This is a genomic window from Campylobacter concisus (genome assembly GCF_003049085.1).
GTDB classification, from domain to species: Bacteria; Campylobacterota; Campylobacteria; order Campylobacterales; family Campylobacteraceae; genus Campylobacter_A; species Campylobacter_A concisus_H.
Map to the genome: position 1 here is coordinate 25,167 of NZ_PIQX01000009.1, position 19,846 is coordinate 45,012.

At 36.9% G+C, this 19,846-nt stretch carries 15 protein-coding genes and 1 pseudogene; 2 read left to right on the forward strand and 14 right to left on the reverse strand.

Features of this window, described 5'->3' with window-relative positions; all coding sequences use genetic code 11:
- Positions 1 to 50: 50 nt before the first annotated feature.
- Positions 51 to 938, forward strand: a complete 888-nt coding sequence (locus CVT13_RS09430) for a hypothetical protein (protein ID WP_107812388.1) — start codon at positions 51 to 53, stop codon at positions 936 to 938.
- A 166-nt stretch (positions 939 to 1,104) separates the two neighbouring features.
- On the opposite strand, the gene CVT13_RS09435 is transcribed toward CVT13_RS09430, so the two are convergent.
- The 7 genes and pseudogenes from CVT13_RS09435 to CVT13_RS09465 all read right to left on the reverse strand — a co-directional run bounded on the left by CVT13_RS09435 (position 1,105) and on the right by CVT13_RS09465 (position 9,378).
- The gene (locus tag CVT13_RS09435; RefSeq protein ID WP_107812389.1) at positions 1,105 to 3,843 is read right to left on the reverse strand and encodes a M16 family metallopeptidase; all 2,739 of its coding nucleotides are present in this window, start codon (positions 3,841 to 3,843) and stop codon (positions 1,105 to 1,107) included.
- A gap of 74 nt (positions 3,844 to 3,917) precedes the next feature.
- Positions 3,918 to 4,634: a transporter substrate-binding domain-containing protein gene (locus tag CVT13_RS09440; RefSeq protein ID WP_107812390.1), complete on the reverse strand. Its 717-nt coding sequence runs from the start codon at positions 4,632 to 4,634 to the stop codon at positions 3,918 to 3,920.
- Positions 4,635 to 4,828: 194 nt separating this feature from the next.
- Entirely contained in the window at positions 4,829 to 6,022 is a 1,194-nt protein-coding gene (locus CVT13_RS10695; protein WP_413784302.1) for a methyl-accepting chemotaxis protein, read from the reverse strand.
- Positions 5,996 to 6,781, reverse strand: a pseudogene (locus CVT13_RS10700) (nitrate- and nitrite sensing domain-containing protein); the annotation flags it as partial. The pseudogene CVT13_RS10700 and the gene CVT13_RS10695, both read right to left, overlap by 27 nt.
- A 380-nt stretch (positions 6,782 to 7,161) precedes the next feature.
- On the reverse strand, positions 7,162 to 7,935 hold the full coding sequence (locus CVT13_RS09455; RefSeq protein WP_087583956.1) for a basic amino acid ABC transporter substrate-binding protein: 774 nt from the start codon (positions 7,933 to 7,935) through the stop codon (positions 7,162 to 7,164).
- An 11-nt stretch (positions 7,936 to 7,946) separates the two neighbouring features.
- Positions 7,947 to 8,675 carry an amino acid ABC transporter ATP-binding protein gene (locus CVT13_RS09460; RefSeq protein ID WP_107812391.1) on the reverse strand — a complete coding sequence of 243 codons (729 nt, stop codon included), beginning with the start codon at positions 8,673 to 8,675 and terminating at the stop codon, positions 7,947 to 7,949.
- Complete coding sequence (locus CVT13_RS09465) at positions 8,668 to 9,378, reverse strand: amino acid ABC transporter permease (protein WP_021091602.1); 711 nt, start codon at positions 9,376 to 9,378, stop codon at positions 8,668 to 8,670. Before CVT13_RS09465 ends, CVT13_RS09460 begins: the two co-directional genes overlap by 8 nt.
- Positions 9,379 to 9,528: 150 nt before the next feature.
- On the opposite strand from CVT13_RS09465, the gene putP reads away from it, so the two are divergent.
- Entirely contained in the window at positions 9,529 to 11,016 is a 1,488-nt protein-coding gene (putP, locus tag CVT13_RS09470; RefSeq protein WP_107812392.1) for a sodium/proline symporter PutP, read from the forward strand.
- Positions 11,017 to 11,074: 58 nt separating this feature from the next.
- On the opposite strand, the gene mnmC is transcribed toward putP, so the two are convergent.
- The 7 genes from mnmC to pyrH are packed head-to-tail and all read right to left on the reverse strand — an operon-like array spanning position 11,075 to position 19,810.
- Positions 11,075 to 12,943, reverse strand: a complete 1,869-nt coding sequence (gene mnmC, locus CVT13_RS09475) for a bifunctional tRNA (5-methylaminomethyl-2-thiouridine)(34)-methyltransferase MnmD/FAD-dependent 5-carboxymethylaminomethyl-2-thiouridine(34) oxidoreductase MnmC (protein ID WP_107812393.1) — start codon at positions 12,941 to 12,943, stop codon at positions 11,075 to 11,077.
- On the reverse strand, positions 12,940 to 14,379 hold the full coding sequence (locus CVT13_RS09480) for an N-acetylmuramoyl-L-alanine amidase family protein (protein WP_107812394.1): 1,440 nt from the start codon (positions 14,377 to 14,379) through the stop codon (positions 12,940 to 12,942). Before CVT13_RS09480 ends, mnmC begins: the two co-directional genes overlap by 4 nt.
- A complete protein-coding gene (locus tag CVT13_RS09485) occupies positions 14,376 to 15,467 on the reverse strand; it encodes a nitronate monooxygenase (RefSeq protein ID WP_021091713.1) in 1,092 nt (363 codons plus the stop codon). Before CVT13_RS09485 ends, CVT13_RS09480 begins: the two co-directional genes overlap by 4 nt.
- On the reverse strand, positions 15,468 to 16,673 hold the full coding sequence (gene tyrS, locus CVT13_RS09490) for a tyrosine--tRNA ligase (protein ID WP_107812395.1): 1,206 nt from the start codon (positions 16,671 to 16,673) through the stop codon (positions 15,468 to 15,470). It abuts the gene before it with no gap.
- A 10-nt stretch (positions 16,674 to 16,683) separates the two neighbouring features.
- A complete protein-coding gene (locus tag CVT13_RS09495) occupies positions 16,684 to 18,873 on the reverse strand; it encodes a RelA/SpoT family protein (protein ID WP_107812396.1) in 2,190 nt (729 codons plus the stop codon).
- A complete protein-coding gene (locus tag CVT13_RS09500; protein ID WP_021091717.1) occupies positions 18,860 to 19,075 on the reverse strand; it encodes a DNA-directed RNA polymerase subunit omega in 216 nt (71 codons plus the stop codon). The genes CVT13_RS09495 and CVT13_RS09500 overlap by 14 nt, the downstream gene beginning before the upstream one ends.
- Before the next feature lie 18 nt (positions 19,076 to 19,093).
- Positions 19,094 to 19,810 carry a UMP kinase gene (pyrH, locus tag CVT13_RS09505; protein WP_054196984.1) on the reverse strand — a complete coding sequence of 239 codons (717 nt, stop codon included), beginning with the start codon at positions 19,808 to 19,810 and terminating at the stop codon, positions 19,094 to 19,096.
- Positions 19,811 to 19,846: the final 36 nt, after the last annotated feature.

The following is a 19,846-nucleotide window of genomic DNA, read 5'->3' on the forward strand; positions in this document are numbered from 1 at the left end:
CCACTTAAAATTTAAATCTGTTTGCCGATATTGTGTTAAAGGATTTTGACATGATAAACGCACTAAATGGATTTAATCAAAGCTTTAACTACCAAGACGCTTTTAGTAAGCGCCAAGCCACAAACGCAAATTTAAATAAGGCAGAAATTCCCACCAAAACTGCGGACATCAAGCATCTACCGCTCTCTGGCTACTCATCAAATGATAAAATTTCTATCTGGGGCAAGATAAATGGCCTTGATAGCGGGGTGAGCAAAGATGAAATCTCTAGCCTTAAAAATTTCATTGATAGCACGAAGCTTTGGCGACTAAACTCCATCATCACTAGCGAGAAAAACGGCTTTAGCGTAGATGAGTTCATCAAAAACCACAAAATGAGCATAAACAATAAAATAATCAATAATGCTTTTGGTGCTCTTTATATAAGCCGTGAGGCTACAAATTTGCTAGACTCTGATCTAAGCATCGATGAGTTTAAAGATAAATGGCTGGAATTTACCGCCGAAAGGATACTTGGCGAGCATGCAAATGTGAAAATTTCTTTTAAAGACGGGGCTTTGCATTACGAGCAAAACTCTGATAAAAAACGTATAGAATTCTTAGGTCAGCCCATGTTGCACCGTGTAAGCTACGCTGATAAAAATAGCAAAGATGAGTTTTTAAAATTTCTAAAAACAAGCTATAAAAAGGGCGAGAGCATCGCTGATGTGCTGCAAAATATCGCTCTTACACCAGTTAGAGAAAATGGCGATGAAGAGATAGAAGAAGAGAAATTTAAGCCTATGCAAGTTACCAAAAAGAGCGTAACTTACACGGATAAAGATATAAAACGTGAGTTTTTTGAGGAATTTATCAGGCGTGAGGTCGAAAATGGCGCAAGCTTTGATGAACTAGTGCAAAAGCTAAACAAACTAAAGCCAAAGGATCTCCTCGCTTAGCTTTGGCTTTATGCTAAAATTTTAGGGCTGGCTTGGCTCTTTAAATTTCTACTTAGACTTGAATTTAAAAAGCCAATTTGGCCAACTAATTTAAAAAGCTAGCTTATCTTAATAAATTTTACTCGCGTTTAAATTTTAAGAGTCAGCCAGTTTGACTCCCAAATTTTTACTTTGGATTATTTATGCTTATCACTATATTTTTCTCATCAAGATATAGCTTAGCTGCCTCTTTGATGTCCTCATTTGTGATGGCTTTTACCGCACTTATGTACTCATCAGCCGTATAAAGTGGTGTGTTAAAAATTTTATTTGAGATGATGAGCTTTTGCCAAAACTCAGGCTTTTCATAATCTTTTTTTATAGAAATTTCACTCTGCGCTTTAAAATCCTCCAAATGCTTTGGCAAGATCGCGCCACTACTCTTGATGCTAGCTATTATCTTCTTTATCTCAGCGATAATCTTGTCCGTGTTTGCGGGATCGCAAGTAAAGCTAATTAGCATATCTGAATGCTCAAAAGGATAGCGTGAGAGCTTGGCATTTAGGCTAAAACCATATGTTTGACCCTTATCTTCTCTGATCTGCTCACGAAGTGCGGTTTTTAAAATTTCACTTAATGCCCTTAGCCTAATCGCTCCTTCAAAGCTATATTTCGCATCGAAATTTACAATATCTACGCTCACGTCACTTCTTTTTGAGGTCTGATACTCCCTTTTAAAGGTGTGCTGCCCCTTGATACTTCGCACGCCATCGTCTTTAAATTCTTCAGCCTCGTCAAGCTTTGGTAAAGTGGCGATATACTTTTTAACAAGCGGCAAAAGCCTCTCTTCGTCGATGTCGCCGATGATTACAAAAGTATATGAGGCTACATTTGTAAATTTATCTTTGATGATCTCTTTTAGCTCATTTAGCTTTAACGCATCGATATCAGCCATCTCAAGCGGCGCAACACGTTTATTGTTTTCATAAAAAAACTTGCTAAATTCGGTGCTAAATTTATATTCAGGCAAATTTTGCTCTTTGCTTAGCTCATCTTTTGCTCTTTGCTTGATACGCTCTAGCACATGAGTATCGGCTCTTGGAGCATTAAACTCTAAATTGATGACAGCTAGCAGCGAGCTAAGATCGCTTGTGCTTGATGAGCCATAAATGCCTTGCGTGAGTGCTTCTATACCCTTTTCATAGCTTACGATCTTTCCATTTAGTGCCTTTGATAGCTCATAGTTATTAAATTTACCAACGCCACTTTCATTTGTGAGCGCTACTGCGAAGCTACCAAGCTTTGGATCAGTCAAATTTGATGTGCCTCCTTTGCTGACGGCTGCAAACAAAACGCTATCTTTTTTAGTAGCTAGTGGCTTAAAGATAACTTGCGAGCCATTTGAGATTTTGTAGGTATAAATTCCATTTTTTTCATCAAAGCTTCTTGAGCTTATCTCTTTTGGCTCTAAATTTTCATTGCCTAGGCTCTTATCGTTGTTGCTAGCAGATAGGTTTGTGTTATAAGCAGGCGCTTTGGCAAAAAGCTTTAAAAACTCATCTTTGCTAAGCTTAAAGCCATCTTTGCTAAAAATTCTTACACGCTCATCAGAAATGGCCAAAATTTGCCTAAATCTAGCATTCACGTCAGCTAATGTAATCTCGTTTAATAGCTTTAAACTAAGCTCTTTGTCGTCTTCGTCGCTTAACACAAAGCCACCATTTTCTATCATGTTTAAAATTTGTCCAGCGTAAGCGCTTGATTTTTTAGTCTTTGAGCGTTTAAATTTTGCATCTACATTTGCCACAAACGCCTTTTTCACATCTTCAAAATCATCTTTATTAAAGCCAAACTCTTTAATGCCTTTTATAACGCCAAGCATATCTTTAAGGCTTGCGTTAAAATCGCCTCCAAATACATTTGCTTCAAAACTATAAATTTTCTGCTTTGCTTGAAGTGTTTGAGCTATAAAATCAGTGCTTAAATTTGATGAATTATTTGTATTTTTTTGCTCATAAAGCATATTTATTAGGCTTGCGATAAGTGCGTCTTCTAGATTTCTCTTTGCGTCAGCCTCATTTAAAACTGGGCTAAATTTATCAAAATAGCTAAGTCTAACTAGCTCCATTCCAGTTTCATTCGAGTCATAGTTAAAAATATTTAAACCACTTTTAAAGCTGATATTTTTTTCTGGATGAATGTAAGAATTTGTATTTTTTGCTTGGCTAAAGTTTTTTTCGATTAAGCTTTTTATCTCATTTTTATCAAAGTCGCCAACAGCGACAAAGCTCATAAATCTTGGCTGATAAAGCCTCTCGTAAAATTCTTGCATGTGCTTAGCATCTACGCTTTTGATGACGTTCATATCGCCTATTGGCACTCTTTTTAGATAGATGCTACCCTCAAAAATATCCTTTGTTTGAGCCAAATAAAGCCTATATCCTGGCGTATTTCTCTGACGCTCTTCTTCCATTATGACGCCACGCTCTTTATTAAGCTCCTTAGGATCTATTTTAATGCCATCTATCCAATTCGAAAAGACCTTAAACGTATCTTGTAAATTTTTCTCATTTACATTAATCGTTAAGACATAGCTCGTTTGATCGTAGCTCGTCTGCGCGTTTAGATCAGCTCCAAATTTCACACCAAGGCTTTCAAGCTGCTTAATTAGCTCATTTTTGCTAAAATCACGGCTGCCATTAAATGCCATATGCTCCAAAAAGTGAGCAAGACCTTGCTCGCCATCTTTTTCATCAGTTGAACCAGATTTTATAACAAGATAAAAAATAGCTGTTTTTTGTGGAAATTTATTCTCTTTGATATAGTATTTTAGCCCGTTTTTTAGCTCTCCATTTAACATATCTTTATCGTTTTGAAGCGCAAAAAGACCCATTACTAGGCAAAAAAGCAACAAAATTTTTCTCATTATTTTCCTTTTAAATTTTAATCGATAGACAAAGCAGAATTTAGCATAAGCCTGCAAATTTGCAGGCTAGAAGATTATTTTAGATCGTATTTTTTAAGTAAAGCTTCGTAGCTTCCGTCTTTTTTCATATCATCTAAAATTTGATTTATTTTCTCTATTAACGCGCTCTCTTTTCCTTTATCAAAAGCTATTGAAAAGCCCTCACTACCATCAACTTCTTTGAAAAATGCCTCAAGTTCTGGATTTTTCTTGATAAAGCCATATCCGATAGAGCTATCAAGGATGACTGCGTCAAATTTACCAACTTTTAATCCCATGATGAGTGGCACAGTATCTTCTGAAGGCACTACTTTTACGCCATTTATAGCATTTGCTGCTAGCTCTTGGACGGTGCCTTGTTGCACGCCAACTCTTTTGCCAGCTAGCTCTTCTTTAGCTTTTAGTGCGTCATTACCTTTTTTCTTTAGGTAAAGATTTTCAGTTAGATAGTATGGCTTTGTAAAATCAATCGACTTTAGTCTATCTGAAGTCGCACTCATCGCACTTATAATGCCATTTATTTTGCCGGCTTTAAGCGCTGGGATAAGGCCGTCAAAACTCATATTTATGATCTTATATGAAAAGCCTACACGCTTTGAAATTTCATCGATTAGCTCGATGTCAAAGCCTGTTATTTTGTTATTTTCATCGATATATTCAAATGGCGGATAGTTCGCCGCTGTGCCAAATTTTAGCTCGTTTGCACAAAGAGCAACAAAAGCTGTGAGTAAAAGAGCAAAGATCTTTTTCATAATAGTGTCCTTTAAGGTGATTTAGTGGCTTAATTATCAGTATTTCTCTATTAAAAATTGTTTAAATCCGTAATAAAAGAAAAATGCTACAAATAATCGTATAGCAAAGTAGCATATAAATTTTTATAGATAAGTTCTATCCCTTAATTACTTTAAGGGATAGAATAATAGGAGCTCTAAGAGTAAGTCAAAGATTAAAATTTACTTTTTCTAACTTCGTTTACTATTGCCTTAGCCATGTCGTCAACATCAGATGTTACTTCATTTGCTTTATTGACAATTACTACATTTTCTTTTGTAAGTGTGTCTATTTGAGCAACTGATTGATTTATCATATTGATTCCTTCACTTTGCTCTTTTATAGATTCACTCATTTCATTGATTGATTGAGCTAGTACATTTGTATTTGCTTCGATCTCTGTTAGAGATTTTTGAGTTCTTTCAGCTAGTTTTCTAACCTCATCTGCAACAACCGCAAAGCCTCTGCCGTGCTCTCCTGCACGTGCTGCTTCTATTGCGGCATTAAGAGCTAGTAAATTTGTTTGATCAGCTATATCTCTAATAATAGTTATGATGTTTTTAATCTCATCACTTTGTCTAATAACATCAGATGTTTTTTGAGATATTGCATTCATTGAGCTTGACATTTGCTCTACTGCGGCAGCAGACTCTTGAAGTGAGCTTGCTTGTACATTTGCGCCTTGAGTTAGTTCTTTCATTGACTGACTTAAAGACTCAGCCTTTTCTTCTAGCACATGGGCTTGATCTAAATTTGCTCTTAACATCTTGGCTATCTCTTCACCAAGGGCATTTATACCAACCGCCATTTTGCCATCATCTTCAAGCCTTTTAGTAAAGTCTTGTTTTTTAAAGCTTTCTAGTAGATTTAACACATCATCGCCATTTGCTGCGATAGCATTTTTAAGTGCGATTTGTAAGTCTTTGAAAGTTTGTTTTAGCTGGCTAAGTGCAGGATTTGAAGTATCTGCGTTAAGCTGAGCTACGTAGTTGCCTTTACCGATTTGATTTACAAATGTATTAGCCTCTTTGATGAAATTATTTTGTTCAGATAAATTTGCCTCGATTTGTTTGATATTCTCATTTATCAGCGCACTCATCTGTCCGATCTCGTCGCTACCGCTACGATCTAAAAATTCAGCCTTATTAGATTTATAATTTAAGAAGTCAAAAAATCTAACTAAGCCATTTTTAGTCTGATCTATACCAGAGATCAGGTTTTTACCTATTAATGTAGATACTAGCAACATAAGCAAAATACAAATCGCAATCACAATAGAACTTATAATAAGTTCGGTATTTGCATCACCCTTAATACGTCTTGCATCTTTTTGCATATTATCAAGTAGTTTAAGTTCAAGCTCTCTCATTGCATCTATCGTAACACTTATCTTTGAAAACCAACTTGCTGCATCATAAGATACATCTTCAGTGGCAACTACATTTTTAATAATATTCATAGCATCTACAAAATCAGCCTTTTTTCTAGCGATAGCGTCAAATTCATCGCTAAATTCTTTTGGATTGTATTCGTCAAAATCCTGCATAAATTTATTTATAACGCTATTTAGTGCAACTACCTTGTTATAGTCCTCTTTACTTATGCTCTTTTTAGTAAAAACACCATTTAGAGTAGCACGTAAAATACCAAAAGACTCTTTTATCTCACCGACAATAATGATACGCTTTAGATCATCTACCAAGCTAGGCTCGAGCTTATCACTATAGCTATTTATAGTAACAACCTCTTTTCTTAGTATTTTTGTTATGCGTCCGATTAGATTATCACCGCTCTTTTGATCTACGCCTGAGCGAATACTATTTAATTCTGGAGTTATTTCATTTTTTTCGTCAAGCTTTTCAAGTGTTGCATCTACATTTTTTCGTTGAGCTATAAGCTTTGTATTGTCTCCTCCAGCTAGTACGCCTGAGCTAAATCCGCGCTCTTTTTGCATCTCGTGGATAAAAGCGTTTTGATTTATTATCGTATCTACTATCTTCTCACTGTACTCAGCTTTTGCACGAGTTTCCATGATGCCATTTAGCATGTATGCACCCATTATGCCAAATCCAATAAGACTAACGACAACTATCGCCATAATCTTAAATTTAATACCTAGATTATTCATTTTCTCTCCTTTTAGTTTTTCTTAATATCTGCTTCAAAAAATAAAGTCATACGACTTTAATACTTAAAATTTATCAACCAAAAAATACTTTTGGTTATTTTTATAAAAAATATCAATTAACGCATTTATGTAAAATTTTAATTTATATTTAGCTTTATTAAATAGTAGAAATTTTTTAACAAAATTGTGATACATGCAAATAGAAAATAGCACATTTAAAATAAATGCCGTTCTCATCCTGAGAAGCTTCATTTTTTCTCCTTGAAAATAGTTAAGTCATTTTATTAATTTTACTTTTAAAAGATGTTAAATTTTAAAAATTAGAAAAAAGTGAGTTTTTGCAGAGAATTCCTGCTTCTCTGCAAATTTTGTATTTAGATTTATTTCTTTAATCCATATTTATCTAGCATTTTGTCAAATTCGCCAGATTTTTGTAGCTCATCGATCGCTGCGTCTATCTTTTTGATAAGCTCAGTGTGTTTGCCTTTATCAAACGCCATCGCAAATCCTTCCGTACCATCAGGAACTCTTAAAAATTCTTCCAAATCTGGATTTTGTTTTAAATATTCAACTCCTATCGGACTATCAGTTAGCACAACGTCGATTTTACCAGCGTTTAGTGACATGATGGCAGCTGCTACATTTTCAGCAGGTATCGACTTAGTAGTTATGCTTTTGGCTGCTTCTTCTTGAAGTGTGCCAACTTGAGCTGAAATTTTCTTATCCTTAAGATTGTCTTTATTTACATCTGAGCCTTTTTTGCGGATAAATAAATTTTCTGAAAAATAATATGGCTTGGTGAAATCAACCGATTTTCTTCTCTCATCAGTTGCACTCATTCCGCTTATAGCAATATCGATTTTACCGGTTTTTAATGCTGATATCAGTCCATCAAAGCTCATATTTGCAACATCAAATTTTATTCCAGTTTTTTTGGTAATCTCATTTAATAAATCTATCTCAAAGCCAACAATTTTATTATTTTCATCAAGATATTCAAAAGGTGGATAATCAGCGCTCGAGCCAACTTTATAAACTACATTTTTACTAGCTTCTTCGGCATTATTTACTGCATTTTTTTTATTAGCATCATCGCCACAACCTAGTAAAAACAAAACCAAGCTTGCCATCAAAAATTTTAAAATTTTACTCATTTTCTACTCCTTTAATGATTTAAAATTTTGCCTAAAAACTCTTTTAAACGCTCATGTTGCGGATTTGTAAAGACATTTTTTGGTGTGTCATCAACTGCGATTTTGCCTTTATCCATAAAGAAAATTCTATTTGCCACATTTCTTGCAAAGCCCATCTCATGGGTCACCACAAGCATCGTTATGCCCTTTGCAGCAACATCTTTCATAATATCAAGCACCTCTCCGATCATCTCAGGATCAAGCGCACTTGTCGGCTCGTCAAAAAGTATCACTTCTGGCTCCATCGCTAGGCTTCTAGCGATCGCAATACGTTGTTTCTGTCCGCCTGAAAGCTTGTGTGGATAGGCGAATTTCTTATCGCTTAGTCCAACACTTTTTAGCAACTCATCAGCTCTTTTTTCTGCACTTTCTTTATCCAAAATCCCAGCCTTTATTGGAGCTAGGGTTAAATTTTGCAAGACGTTTTTATTTGCAAAAAGATTAAAGTGCTGAAAAACCATGCTCACTTTTTGGCGAATTTTATTTATATCTGATTTTTTATCTAAAATATCTTCGCCATTTATCTTTATGTGCCCGCTATCTGGCTCCTCAAGGCGGTTTATACAACGTAAAAACGTACTTTTACCGCCACCACTTGGACCAATTATCGCTATAACTTCACCCTTTTTTATATCTACGCTAATATCATTTAAAACTCGCAAATCGCCATAACTTTTATTTAAATTTTTAATCTCAATCATGGCGGTTTAATCTCCTCTCAAGTAGTTTTGTCAAAAGTGTAAAAAATTTAACACTCACATAATAGACAATGCCTGTAAAAATGACTGGCTCTGGACTATAAAAGACCGCTTGCAAGCTCTTACTTTGCATCGTAATATCAACGACACTTATATAACCCACGACTGATGTCTCTTTAAATAACGATATAAACTCATTTGCAAGAGCTGGCAAGATATTTTTTGTAGCTTGTGGAAAAACTATCTCGCGCATCGAAACATAGTAGTTTAGGCCCATCGCACGAGCCGCTTCCATTTGTCCTTTATCCACGCTGTTTATGCCACTTCGCACGATCTCGGCCACATAAGCAGAGCTATTTAGTCCAAGTGCGATGAGAGCTACATAAAAATTATCACTCCATGTTGCAAAAATGACAACTGAAAATATTAAAAGTTGAAGTATTACAGGCGTTCCACGTAAGATATCGATATACTCATCAATTATAAAATTTAAGACTTTAATATTTAAAAATTTAATAAATGCCAAGGTAAATCCAAGTGTTATGCCTATGGCAATACCGCCTATAGTAAGCCCTAAAGTCACTCCATAGCTTTTGATATAAGCGATCTCTTGAGCCTCACTAAGATCTCTTGGATAGAAAAAATATGCTCCAAGTGAGACAATTATTATAAAAAATAGAAATTTAGCTAAATTTTGAGCCTTCAACTTCGTCCTTCTCTTTAAAATATGGCTTTAAATAATACGAAAAAATTTATATCATTTTGCTTAAAAGCGTTTAAGGATCGGCACTGAATGTTGTAATTTAAAAAAATTTATATTAACATAAGCCATTTATCTTAATTTGAAAGGAAATTTATGAGCTTTGGGTCTTATTTAGCCATCGCCATCTATTTTGGCTTTTTGCTCTTTATCGGACGATATTTCTACGATAAAAATGCAAGTATGAACGAGTATCTGCTAGATAACCGTCGAATGGGTCCAGTGGTTACTGCACTTAGTGCTGGTGCTTCTGATATGAGTGGTTGGATGCTACTTGGCGTGCCCGGAGCATTATACGCAACTGGCATAGCAAATGTGTGGATGATAATCGGTCTTATCATTGGAGCTTACTGCAACTATCTATTTTTAGCAAAGAGGCTTAGAATTTATACTGAGGTTGCGAGTGATAGCATCACGATACCAGACTTTTTAGAAAATCGCTTTAAAGATAGGACTAAAATTTTAAGAATCATCTCTGGTCTTATCATTTTGATCTTTTTCACACTTTATGTAAGTAGCGGCATTATCGCTGGCGGAAAGACATTTGAGAGCTTTTTTGGTTTAAAATTTGCCTACGGAGCGGTCTTTACACTTGTCATTGTGGTCTTTTACACATTTTTTGGTGGGTTTAAAGCAGTTAGTATAACTGACGCATTTCAGGGGCTTTTGATGTTTTGTGTCCTAGTCTCAATCCCAGTCGTGGCATATCTAAATTTAGACTTGCCAAGCGATACAAATTTACTAAAAGAGATAAGCAAGCTTGATGCAAATCACCTAAATCCATTTAGAGATCAAACTTTTTGGGGAATTTTAGGACTTATGGCTTGGGGATTTGGCTACTTTGGACAGCCACATATCATCGTTAGATTTATGGCGATACGCGACTCAAAAGAGCTTGCTAAAGCAAGAAGAATAGGCATTGGCTGGATGACGATCGGCCTACTAGGCGCAATTATGAGCGGACTTATCGGCTTTGTCTACTTTAGTCAAAGAGGCGGACTTAGCGATCCTGAGACTGTATTTTTAAAGCTTGGCGAGTTACTTTTCCCACCATTTTTTATAGGCATTATCATCTCAGCTGTGCTTTCAGCGATTATGAGTACTATCTCAAGTCAGCTTTTAGTTACATCTAGCTCGGTAACAAAGGACTTTATCTTTGCATTCTATAAAAAAGAGATTAGTCAAAATACACAAACGGCGATCAGTCGCTATGCTGTCGTAGTAGTGGCCATAGTTGCTACAATACTTGCCTTTATCTCGACAGATAATGTCCTAAACGTAGTTGGCAACGCTTGGGCTGGATTTGGTGCGAGCTTTGGACCAGTGCTACTTTTTAGCCTTTACTGGAAGCGCATGAGTGCACTTGGAGCACTCACTGGTATGATAGCTGGAGGCGCGACCGTAATATTTTGGATCACTTCGGGGCTAAACGTTTATGTTTATGAAATTTTACCTGGCATCATAGCTTCTTGTATAGCGATCATTAGCGTAAGTATCTGGGGAGATGCAATAAATAAAATGACGAGCGAACCTCACGAGCAAGTCATAAAAGATGAATTTGAAAAGATGAAAACAAGGCTTTAAGCCTAAACTTACAAGAAATTCCTAGTATCTTGTGCTAGGAATTTCTGCTAATTGCCTCTTAAAGTTTTAATCCCTTTTTTAGTTTTCTTATCAAAAATCTAGCTGGATGAAGCTCGTGAAATAGTGATCTTTCTATACAAAGTGGGCGATCAAGTACAAGATCAGCTATCAAATTTGCTCCAAGTATCGCTGTGCCAAGACCTCGTGAGCCGTGAGCAAAATTCACAAAGACATTCTTTTCGTAGCTTGCTTTTGGATTGTTATCTTTATTTTTACTCCAAAAAAGCCCTTTGTAGTTTTGCTTGTAAAATTCCTCATCATGCAAAGCGCCAATTATCGGAAATCTGTCTCCACTATAGCTTCTATATCCCACACGTGAACCGACAATGGCGGCTTTTGTGGTGTCAAAAAACTCGCTTACATCGCTTAAATTTTTAGTATTATCCTCAACTTTAGGCGTATCGCAAATTTCATTTCTAGTATAAGTAGCGCCGATAACTTGCACGCCTTTTATGGTTGGACAGATGTAGCCTTTTGCGCTTAGCGGCATGGCATTTTTTAGCACTGGTTTTAGGTGCGTGACTTGGCCACGGACACTACTTATTTGCATGTCGTAGTCCTTAAAAATTTCACTGCTCTTACTGCCAGTGCAAAAGACCAAAATATCGGTCTCTAAATTTTTACCATTTTTAAATTTAACGCTTATCTTGCCATTTTGCAGGTGCGCCCTACTCTCATACTCGTGGTTAAATAAAATTTCAAAGTTGCTTGAGAGAAATTTACAAATTTCTCTTGGCCTAGCGTATGCACCATCTTTTATAAATACCCCAGGATATGGCTTTAAGTTCTCATCAAATTTAAAAATATCCTCTACGCTTTGAGTTTGCCATGAGCCATATCTTTTAATTAACTCATCATCAAATGCGTAGTCGATGCAGCCGTTAAATTTGATAAGACTTTTTGGCAAAGTTGCCTTGTAAAATCTCACTGCTTGCAAAAATGCGTTTAAGTGCATGCGGCCTAAATTTACCCCGGGCTTGGTAACTAGCGGCATCAAAGCACCACAGTGATTACCTGAGCCATTTGTCGCCACTTCGCCCTTTGCCTCGGCGATCACAACCTTAAAGCCATTTTTAGCTAGCTCGCCAGCTGTTGCAAGTCCAGCCACGCCAGCTCCTATGATAAGCGCTGTTTTGTTTTTTGGCTTAGCCAGTGGCTCGCATCTCGCAAACCAAGCATCTTTTAAATTTTCATCCTTTTTTTCTAGCACGGCGCTGCTCATCTGGCGTTTTTTAGCGTATCCCTCTTTTAGGCTTAGTAGAAAGCCAGCGCTCTTTAGCCCGTCTTTTACTATTTTAGCGCACGAATAGGTTCTAGCAATAGTACCAACCCTGCTTAGTCTTGCGATCTCTCTAAAAATTTCTTCGCTCCAGATTGAGCCATTTTTGCTTGGAGCAAAGCCGTCTAGAAACCAGATGTCAGCGTTAAAATCAAGCTCAGGTAAAATTTCTTTAGCCTCACCGTAGCAAAGATCAAGGGTGATGTTTGGACCAAAATTTATACGGTGTATGCCAGAAATAAGCGGCGGATAGAGCGAAACCAGCTTTCTAGCATAAGCTTTAAAAATGCCTAAATTTTCATAAATTTTTAAAAGATCATCTTTTTTAATAGTGGTTTTTTCGATACTAACAAAGTGAAGTTTTTTAAAACTATTTTTAAATTTCTTACAAATTGTAAAGAAATTTAGCCCGGCACCAAATCCTGTCTCAGCGACTATGAAGCTATCTTTGCTCTGCCAAATTTCATCAAGTGCGCTTGCAAAGACAAATTCGCTCTCAAGCCAAGGTTTGTCGGTATTAAAATAGATATCGCCAAACTCCTCGTTAAATGGAATTTGTCCCTTGAAGCTTAAATTTGCATTTTTCATCTATTTTTTGCGAAATATCCATCTATGCCGTTTGCTATGCCGTTTGCAAGGGCATTTTGATATGCATCATTAAAGAGCTTTTCGCCCTCAACTGGATGCGTGATATAGCCGATCTCAACAAGAACTGCTGGCATAAGAGCACCAACAAGTACCCAAAACGGCGCCTCTCTCACACTGCCGTCACTTGCAGCATAGACTTTTCTAGCACTTGCTAAAATTTCTTTTTGGATATCGATGCCAAGCTTATTTGACGCAATGATCTTCTCGCGGTTTAGCACGTTTAGAAACGTCTGCTGCGAAAAGTAGTTCATCTCTTCGATATCTGATTTATTTTCAAGCGCGGCTGCGTTTTTACTACGTTCGCTTCTTGCAGGCGATAAGAAAAATGTCTCAATGCCGTGCATACTCTTTGCCTTTGTGGCATTTGGAGCGGCATTTGCGTGAATGGAAACAAATAGATCAGCCATCTTATCATTTGCAAATTTTGTTCTTGTTCTTAAATTTATAAAGACATCGGTTGATCTAGTAAAATAGACCTTGTAGCCACGCGCTTTTAGTATGTCACCAAGCTTTTTGGCTACGCCTAAAACGGCTGTTTTTTCTTGCAGTTTGCCATTTACTGCACCTGGATCAGTGCCACCATGACCCGGATCAATGACGATCGTTTTGTTGCGTGAAAATTTACCAGTCGCAACTGGTGGCAAAGGCGCTGCCGCTGGCTCACTTTGTGCAGGCTGTGGCTTTAAATTTGGCTCAGGCTCTTTGTGTGGCACTTCTTCGTTTTTGTTTTTAGTTTTATAAAGTGATGTTTTTACATTTTCGTTTGAGATAAAATTTTGTGTACTTATTATGAGTAAATCACTTGTTGCATTTGCTTTTATAGTCTTTTGGACCTTATCAGAAAAAATAACTCTAACAGTGTTTTTATCGTACTGCGAGATGTGAATATAATCAGATATGAAATTTTTATAAGTTAGCGGATTACCATTTAATCTACCATCGATATCCATAATGTTTTTATATGTATTTTGTTGCTTTAAAAAGGATGTTTTTAATTTTGCAGTATCAATTTTTGTATTAAACTTAAGCACTAAAGTGTCATTTACCTTGGTTGCACTAAGCAGTGTCAAAGTAGTACTAGGCGTACTGGCGCTCTTTATGCCATTTAGTGCATTTAGATCTTTTATATACCCACTTGAATCAAAACCAAGCGATTTTGAGCTGGTTATGAGTCTTGCGAGTGCTTGTTTTTTTATATTTTTATCGTTTTTTATGATCGCGTCGACATAGATGTCTTTTACATCGTTGTGGAATTTAATCTTTGCACTTCTGCTTGAGCTGGCAAAATTTTTATCAAATTTTGCAAATATCTCTGAATTTGTTGCAGCAAAAAGAAAATTACAAACAATAAAAAAGAGTATTATCGCTCGTTTCATTCACCATGTACCAGCTTGTGCATTAGCTCTTTTACGCTTATTAGTTCTTTTAGTTTATATCCATTTGCTCCCGTGAAAAATAACCCAGTCTCTTTTTTGCCACTAAATGAGTCAAACAGCCTATCAGCGATGCAATATCCAACCTCTTTAGCCCCTTTGCCCCTTTGACAAGGGCTCACGCAGTTGCTTATACACTGGATCTTTGGTCCCATCCTTTTTTCTACCAAATTTATCAAATTTGTTCTAATTCCACGAGCCGGATAGCCAACTGGACTTTTTATAAGCTCTATGTCCTTTTCCTCGGCTGCTAGTATCACCTCTTTAAAGCCAATATCCGCGTCGCACTCATGAGTTCCGATGAAGCGTGTACCCATTTGAACGCCGTCTGCTCCAAGCGATATTGCTTTTTCTATATCATTTTTATCCCAAATTCCACCAGCTGCGATGAGCGGAAAGTCGCCCCACTCTTTTATCTCGGCCTTTACTTGTGGGATTAGATTAAATAGCGAAAACTCAGGATCAAGGCACTGCTCGTAAGTAAAGCCCTGGTGTCCACCGCTTAGTGGTCCTTCAAGCACAACAGCATCTGGCAAGCGGTCATATCTTTGTAGCCAGCGCTTGCAGATGATCTTTAGTGCTTTTGCACTTGAGATAATAGGAACTAGCGCAACCTCTTTAAAATTTTGTGTAAATTCTGGCAAATTAGTAGGTAGTCCAGCACCTGATACGATGATATTTATACCAGCTTCACAAGCGTCTTTTACCACTCTTGCGTAATCATTTGCAGCGTACATTATATTTACGCCAAGTGGCAAATCTCCACAAATTTTTCGTGCATTCTCAATAATTGCTCTAAGACCTCTTGTTGAGTAGAAATTTTCACTTCCAAATGGCTTTGCATTCAGCTCTTTGTTTATAAATTTACGATTTTCATAATATCCTGTGCCAACTGAGCTGATTATTCCAAGACCGCCTTCAAGGCTGACGTTGCCAGCTAGTTTGTCCCAGCTGATACCAAGTCCCATACCGCCTTGAAATATCGGATACTTTATCTCATATTTTCCTATTTTTAATGGCTTTAACTCCATCTATTCAACCTTTACTTTTGCAAATTTACGCTTACCGACTTGCAAGATATATTCACCTGCCTCTAATTTTAACTGCTCGTCGCTAATCTTTTCTTGATTAATGCTAACTGCATTTGCCTTTATGTCGCGTCTTGCTTGAGAATTTGACTCACTTAGCTCACACTGCGATAAAGCTTCCACTATCCACGCCGGTGCTTTTAGGCTAAATTCTTTGATATCAGTTGGGAGCTGATTTTGAGAGTGCACGCTATTAAACTCAGCCATCGCAACTTTTGCAGCCTCCTCGCCATGATATCTCGCTGTTATCTCGTAAGCAAGGTCCTCTTTTGCTTTTTTTGGATGATACTTGCCGTTTTTTACATCGTTCATTAAATTTTCTATCTCGCCAAGGCTTTTTGTGCTTAAAAGTTCGTACCAACGCCACATTAGCTCATCGCTTATACTAAGCGTTTTTGCAAACATATCATTTGCATTTTCAGTTACGCCGATATAATTTCCAAGACTTTTGCTCATCTTATTTACACCATCAAGCCCCTCAAGAAGTGGCATCATGATGACAGCTTGCTCTTTGCCGACGTTATAAGTCCTCTGCAAAGTTCTACCCATTAGAAGGTTAAATTTCTGATCCGTACCGCCCATCTCGATGTCGCACTTCATCGCAACACTATCATAACCTTGAAGAAGTGGATACATAAATTCACAAATTGAAATTGGACTACCAGATTTTATCCTTTTTTCAAAATCATCGCGCTCTAGCATTCTAGCGACTGAAAATGTGCTAGTTAGCTCTATCATTCCAGCAGCTCCAAGCTCATTTGACCATTTTGAGTTAAACATTATCACGGTCTTTTTTGGATCTAAAATTTTAAAAACTTGCTCTTCGTAGGTTTTAGCGTTTTTTAAAACCGTCTCTTGATCTAGCTTCTTTCTGGTGGCTGATTTGCCGGTTGGATCGCCTATTTGAGCGGTAAAATCGCCTATTAAAAACTGCACGATCGCGCCATGTTTTTGAAGAAGTGCCATCTTGTTTAAAACGACTGTGTGTCCCAAGTGAAGGTCTGGAGCAGTTGGATCAAAGCCAGCCTTTACATAGAAATTTTCACCTTTTTCATAATAGTTTTTTATTAAATTCTCAACTCTTTCAAAGTCAATAATCTCGGCAACACCGCGTTTTATCTCTTGTAAAATTTCAGCTATATCTTGCATTATCTTTCTCCTAGTTATGGTATGGATCGCTTTGCGAAACGAAATCTATAATCTTATATCTATCTTTGATCTTCTCTCTTAGCTCGTTTGCATCGATATTTTCGGCTATCTCAACACTTATTTCAAATGTGTCACCGCTAAGGTCATTTGCTTCATTTAGCGAGATTGTAGCCAAATTTACATCTAGTCTAGCAAGGTATGTTAAAAATTCAGCCAACGCGCCTTTTCGGTTCTCAAGATTTAATAAAATTTTATATCTATGTGGGGCATTTCTAGTCCATTTGACAAAGATGATCTCATTGCCCTTATCCATAAGCTTTCCAGCACGCTCACAAAGCTTGTGATGCACTGTCACATTGTGCCCATTTTTAAAGCCAACTATGCTATCGCCTCTTTTTGGGTTACAACAATAGTCAAACTCGACATTTGAAATTTTATGATTTGAATAGATTACGATATTTTCAAATTTTTGCTTTTTAACCTGATATTTATCGCCCAAAGAGATCATAAAAGGGCGCTCTTTTTTTATATACTTTTTAAGCATATTTACGACCTCTTGCAAAAATTCGCTTTCAGTTGCAGCACGAAAAACTTTTTTGCCTAAATTTTCATGCTCTATCCAGTCTAAAATTCTATCTTTAGAAACGCCAAAAACTGACTTTAAAATATCAACTGCAATTTTATAATTTATATCTTTTATCTTTTGTTTGCAATATGTTCTTATCGTAGCTCTTGCTTTACCAGTTCGAACGCTATTTATCCACGAACAGCGAAATTTTGCCTCCTCACCAGTTACAATCCTTACAATATCGCCGTTTTTTAGCTCTGTCAAAAGTGGCATCCTGACACGATTTATATAAGCTTCTTTTGCGTAAAGTCCGATCTCTGTGTGAATCTCATAAGCATAATCAAGTGCAGTAGCCCCACGTGGAAGCGTAAAAACCTCGCCTTTTGGCGAATAGACCGCAATATCTTCTATATAAAGACTATCTTTTGCATATTCATAAAGCTCTTCGACGTTACTTTCAGCTTCATTATTTTGCATACCAATGTCGTTTAGCCAGTCAAGTTTTGGATTTAGTAAACTGCCCTCACCGTTTTTGTATTTCCAGTGAGCTGCGACACCATATTCAGCGGTTTTGTGCATATCGTAAGTACGAACTTGTGCCTCAAAAATACTCTTATTATCAAAAATAGTTGTATGTATCGTTTGATAACCATTTTGCTTTGGAAGTGCGATATAATCCTTAAATCTCGAAATAAGAGGATTAAAATTTATATGCAAATTTCCAAGCGCAAGATAGCAATCAAGCGGCTTTTGCACAAGAATTCTAATAGCGAGCAAATCAAGCACCTCTTCAATCGAAATACCTTTTCTTTGCATTTTTAAATAAATCGAATAGTAATGTTTTATACGTTTTTGTATCTCAAAAGTACCCTCAATAAAGCCATTTTCAAGCAAAATTTGATTTACTTTCTCGTAAAAGGCATTTAGCTTAAGGCTAAGCTGCTGTTTATTTTTATTTAAAAAGCTATCGATCTTGGCGTATTCTTCTGGCATCGCATATTTAAAGCTTAGATCCTCAAGTATGTTTTTAATCGATGAAATTCCAAGCCTATGAGCGATCGGAGCGTAGACCATAAGCGTCTCTTCAGCAATACGTTTTTGTTTTTCTACCTTTAACGCATCAAGGGTTAGCATATTATGAAGTCTGTCACAAAGCTTAACCACAAGAACTCTAACATCCTCAATGGAGATTAAAAGCATTTTTCTAAAAGTTAGTGCCGAGCTTGCTAGTTTTTCGTTACTACTTGAGCTTGCAAGCTTGTTTTCTCTTATAGCAACTATCTTTGTAAGCCCCTCAACCAGCTTTGCCACTTCATCACCAAATTCAGCCTGAACTTCGCTAAGTGTAACTTCAGTATCTTCAACTACATCGTGAAGTAGTGCAGCTATAACCATACTCTCATCTCCACCCATATTTGCTACTATTGATGCTACCAATATTGGATGGATTGCGTATGGCTCGCCACTTTTGCGATATTGACCAGCATGAGATGTGACACAGCTATCTATAGCTTTATCTAATTTATCGCTTCGTTCGCAAAGAGAAAAGAGCAGCGTTATAGCTTCTGAAACATTTTTACAAGGTAAAATTTGTTCTATTAGCTGCTCTAAAAAAAGACTATTTTCCTTCAACTATTGCCTCTAAGCCTATTTTGCCCTCAGCTACTTCAAGTAGCGCAATGTCAGCAAATTTCATCTTTGAAGTATCGGCTTCTACAAGCACTACTGCTCCATTTGCTAGTGCTTCTGCACGCTTTGCTACGATAAGTGAAAGTTTATATCTATCATCACCAACTTGCTTTAACGCTCTTGCTGTTATTTGTTCTGTTCTCATATTTATCCTTTTTAAAATTTATTTTACTACTGAGTATAAGGCCGCTTCTTCTTCATTTATTATTTTTAATAAATTTCCAGCCTTAAACATATTACAAACCAAAATCGGCAGTGAGTTATCTTTTGCTAAAGCTATGGCAGTATCATCCATAACCTTTATATCATCGCTCATTGCCTTTTCGTAGTTTAGTGATTTTAAAAGTTTTGCATCTTTGAATTTTTTAGGGTCTTTATCATAAACGCCATCAACCTTTGTAGCTTTTATGATCATATCTGAGCCAATTTCAATAGCTCTTAATGTGGCTGCTGTATCAGTTGTAAAGAATGGATTGCCAGTACCTGCAGCAAATATAACGACTCTGCCTTTTTCCAAATGGCGCTGCGCACGTCCAACAATGAAAGTCTCACAGATCGCTTCCATTTTGATTGCACTTTGCACTCTCACCTCTAGCCCACTTCGCTCTAAAGCTTCACGCATCGCGATTGAGTTGATAACAGTTGCTAGCATGCCCATGTGATCGCCGCTCGTTCGTTTGATGATGCCATCTTTTGCGGCACTCACACCACGTATAATATTACCACCACCTATTACGATGCCAACCTCGATACCATTTTCGACAAGCTCTTTTATCTCATTTGCTATAAATTTAAGTACCGCCGTATCTATGCCAAAACCATTCTCTCCCGCTAAAGCTTCGCCTGAAAATTTAACCAATACGCGTTTTCTTTTACTCATTGTCTTGCTCCTTAAAATTCACGCATTCTAGCCAAA

Bases quoted from the DNA above. Each gene is read 5' to 3' on its own strand.
- mnmC (WP_107812393.1), bottom strand. From the start codon at position 12,943: ATGAAAAATGCAAATTTAAGCTTCAAGGGACAAATTCCATTTAACGAG.
- tyrS (WP_107812395.1), bottom strand. From the start codon at position 16,673: ATGCAAGATATAGCTGAAATTTTACAAGAGATAAAACGCGGTGTTGCC.
- putP (WP_107812392.1), top strand. From the start codon at position 9,529: ATGAGCTTTGGGTCTTATTTAGCCATCGCCATCTATTTTGGCTTTTTG.
- pyrH (WP_054196984.1), bottom strand. From the start codon at position 19,810: ATGAGTAAAAGAAAACGCGTATTGGTTAAATTTTCAGGCGAAGCTTTA.
- CVT13_RS09435 (WP_107812389.1), bottom strand. From the start codon at position 3,843: ATGAGAAAAATTTTGTTGCTTTTTTGCCTAGTAATGGGTCTTTTTGCG.
- CVT13_RS09480 (WP_107812394.1), bottom strand. From the start codon at position 14,379: ATGAAACGAGCGATAATACTCTTTTTTATTGTTTGTAATTTTCTTTTT.
- CVT13_RS09500 (WP_021091717.1), bottom strand. From the start codon at position 19,075: ATGAGAACAGAACAAATAACAGCAAGAGCGTTAAAGCAAGTTGGTGAT.
- CVT13_RS09460 (WP_107812391.1), bottom strand. From the start codon at position 8,675: ATGATTGAGATTAAAAATTTAAATAAAAGTTATGGCGATTTGCGAGTT.
- CVT13_RS09485 (WP_021091713.1), bottom strand. From the start codon at position 15,467: ATGGAGTTAAAGCCATTAAAAATAGGAAAATATGAGATAAAGTATCCG.
- CVT13_RS10695 (WP_413784302.1), bottom strand. From the start codon at position 6,022: ATGAGAGAGCTTGAACTTAAACTACTTGATAATATGCAAAAAGATGCA.
- CVT13_RS09430 (WP_107812388.1), top strand. From the start codon at position 51: ATGATAAACGCACTAAATGGATTTAATCAAAGCTTTAACTACCAAGAC.
- CVT13_RS09440 (WP_107812390.1), bottom strand. From the start codon at position 4,634: ATGAAAAAGATCTTTGCTCTTTTACTCACAGCTTTTGTTGCTCTTTGT.
- CVT13_RS09455 (WP_087583956.1), bottom strand. From the start codon at position 7,935: ATGAGTAAAATTTTAAAATTTTTGATGGCAAGCTTGGTTTTGTTTTTA.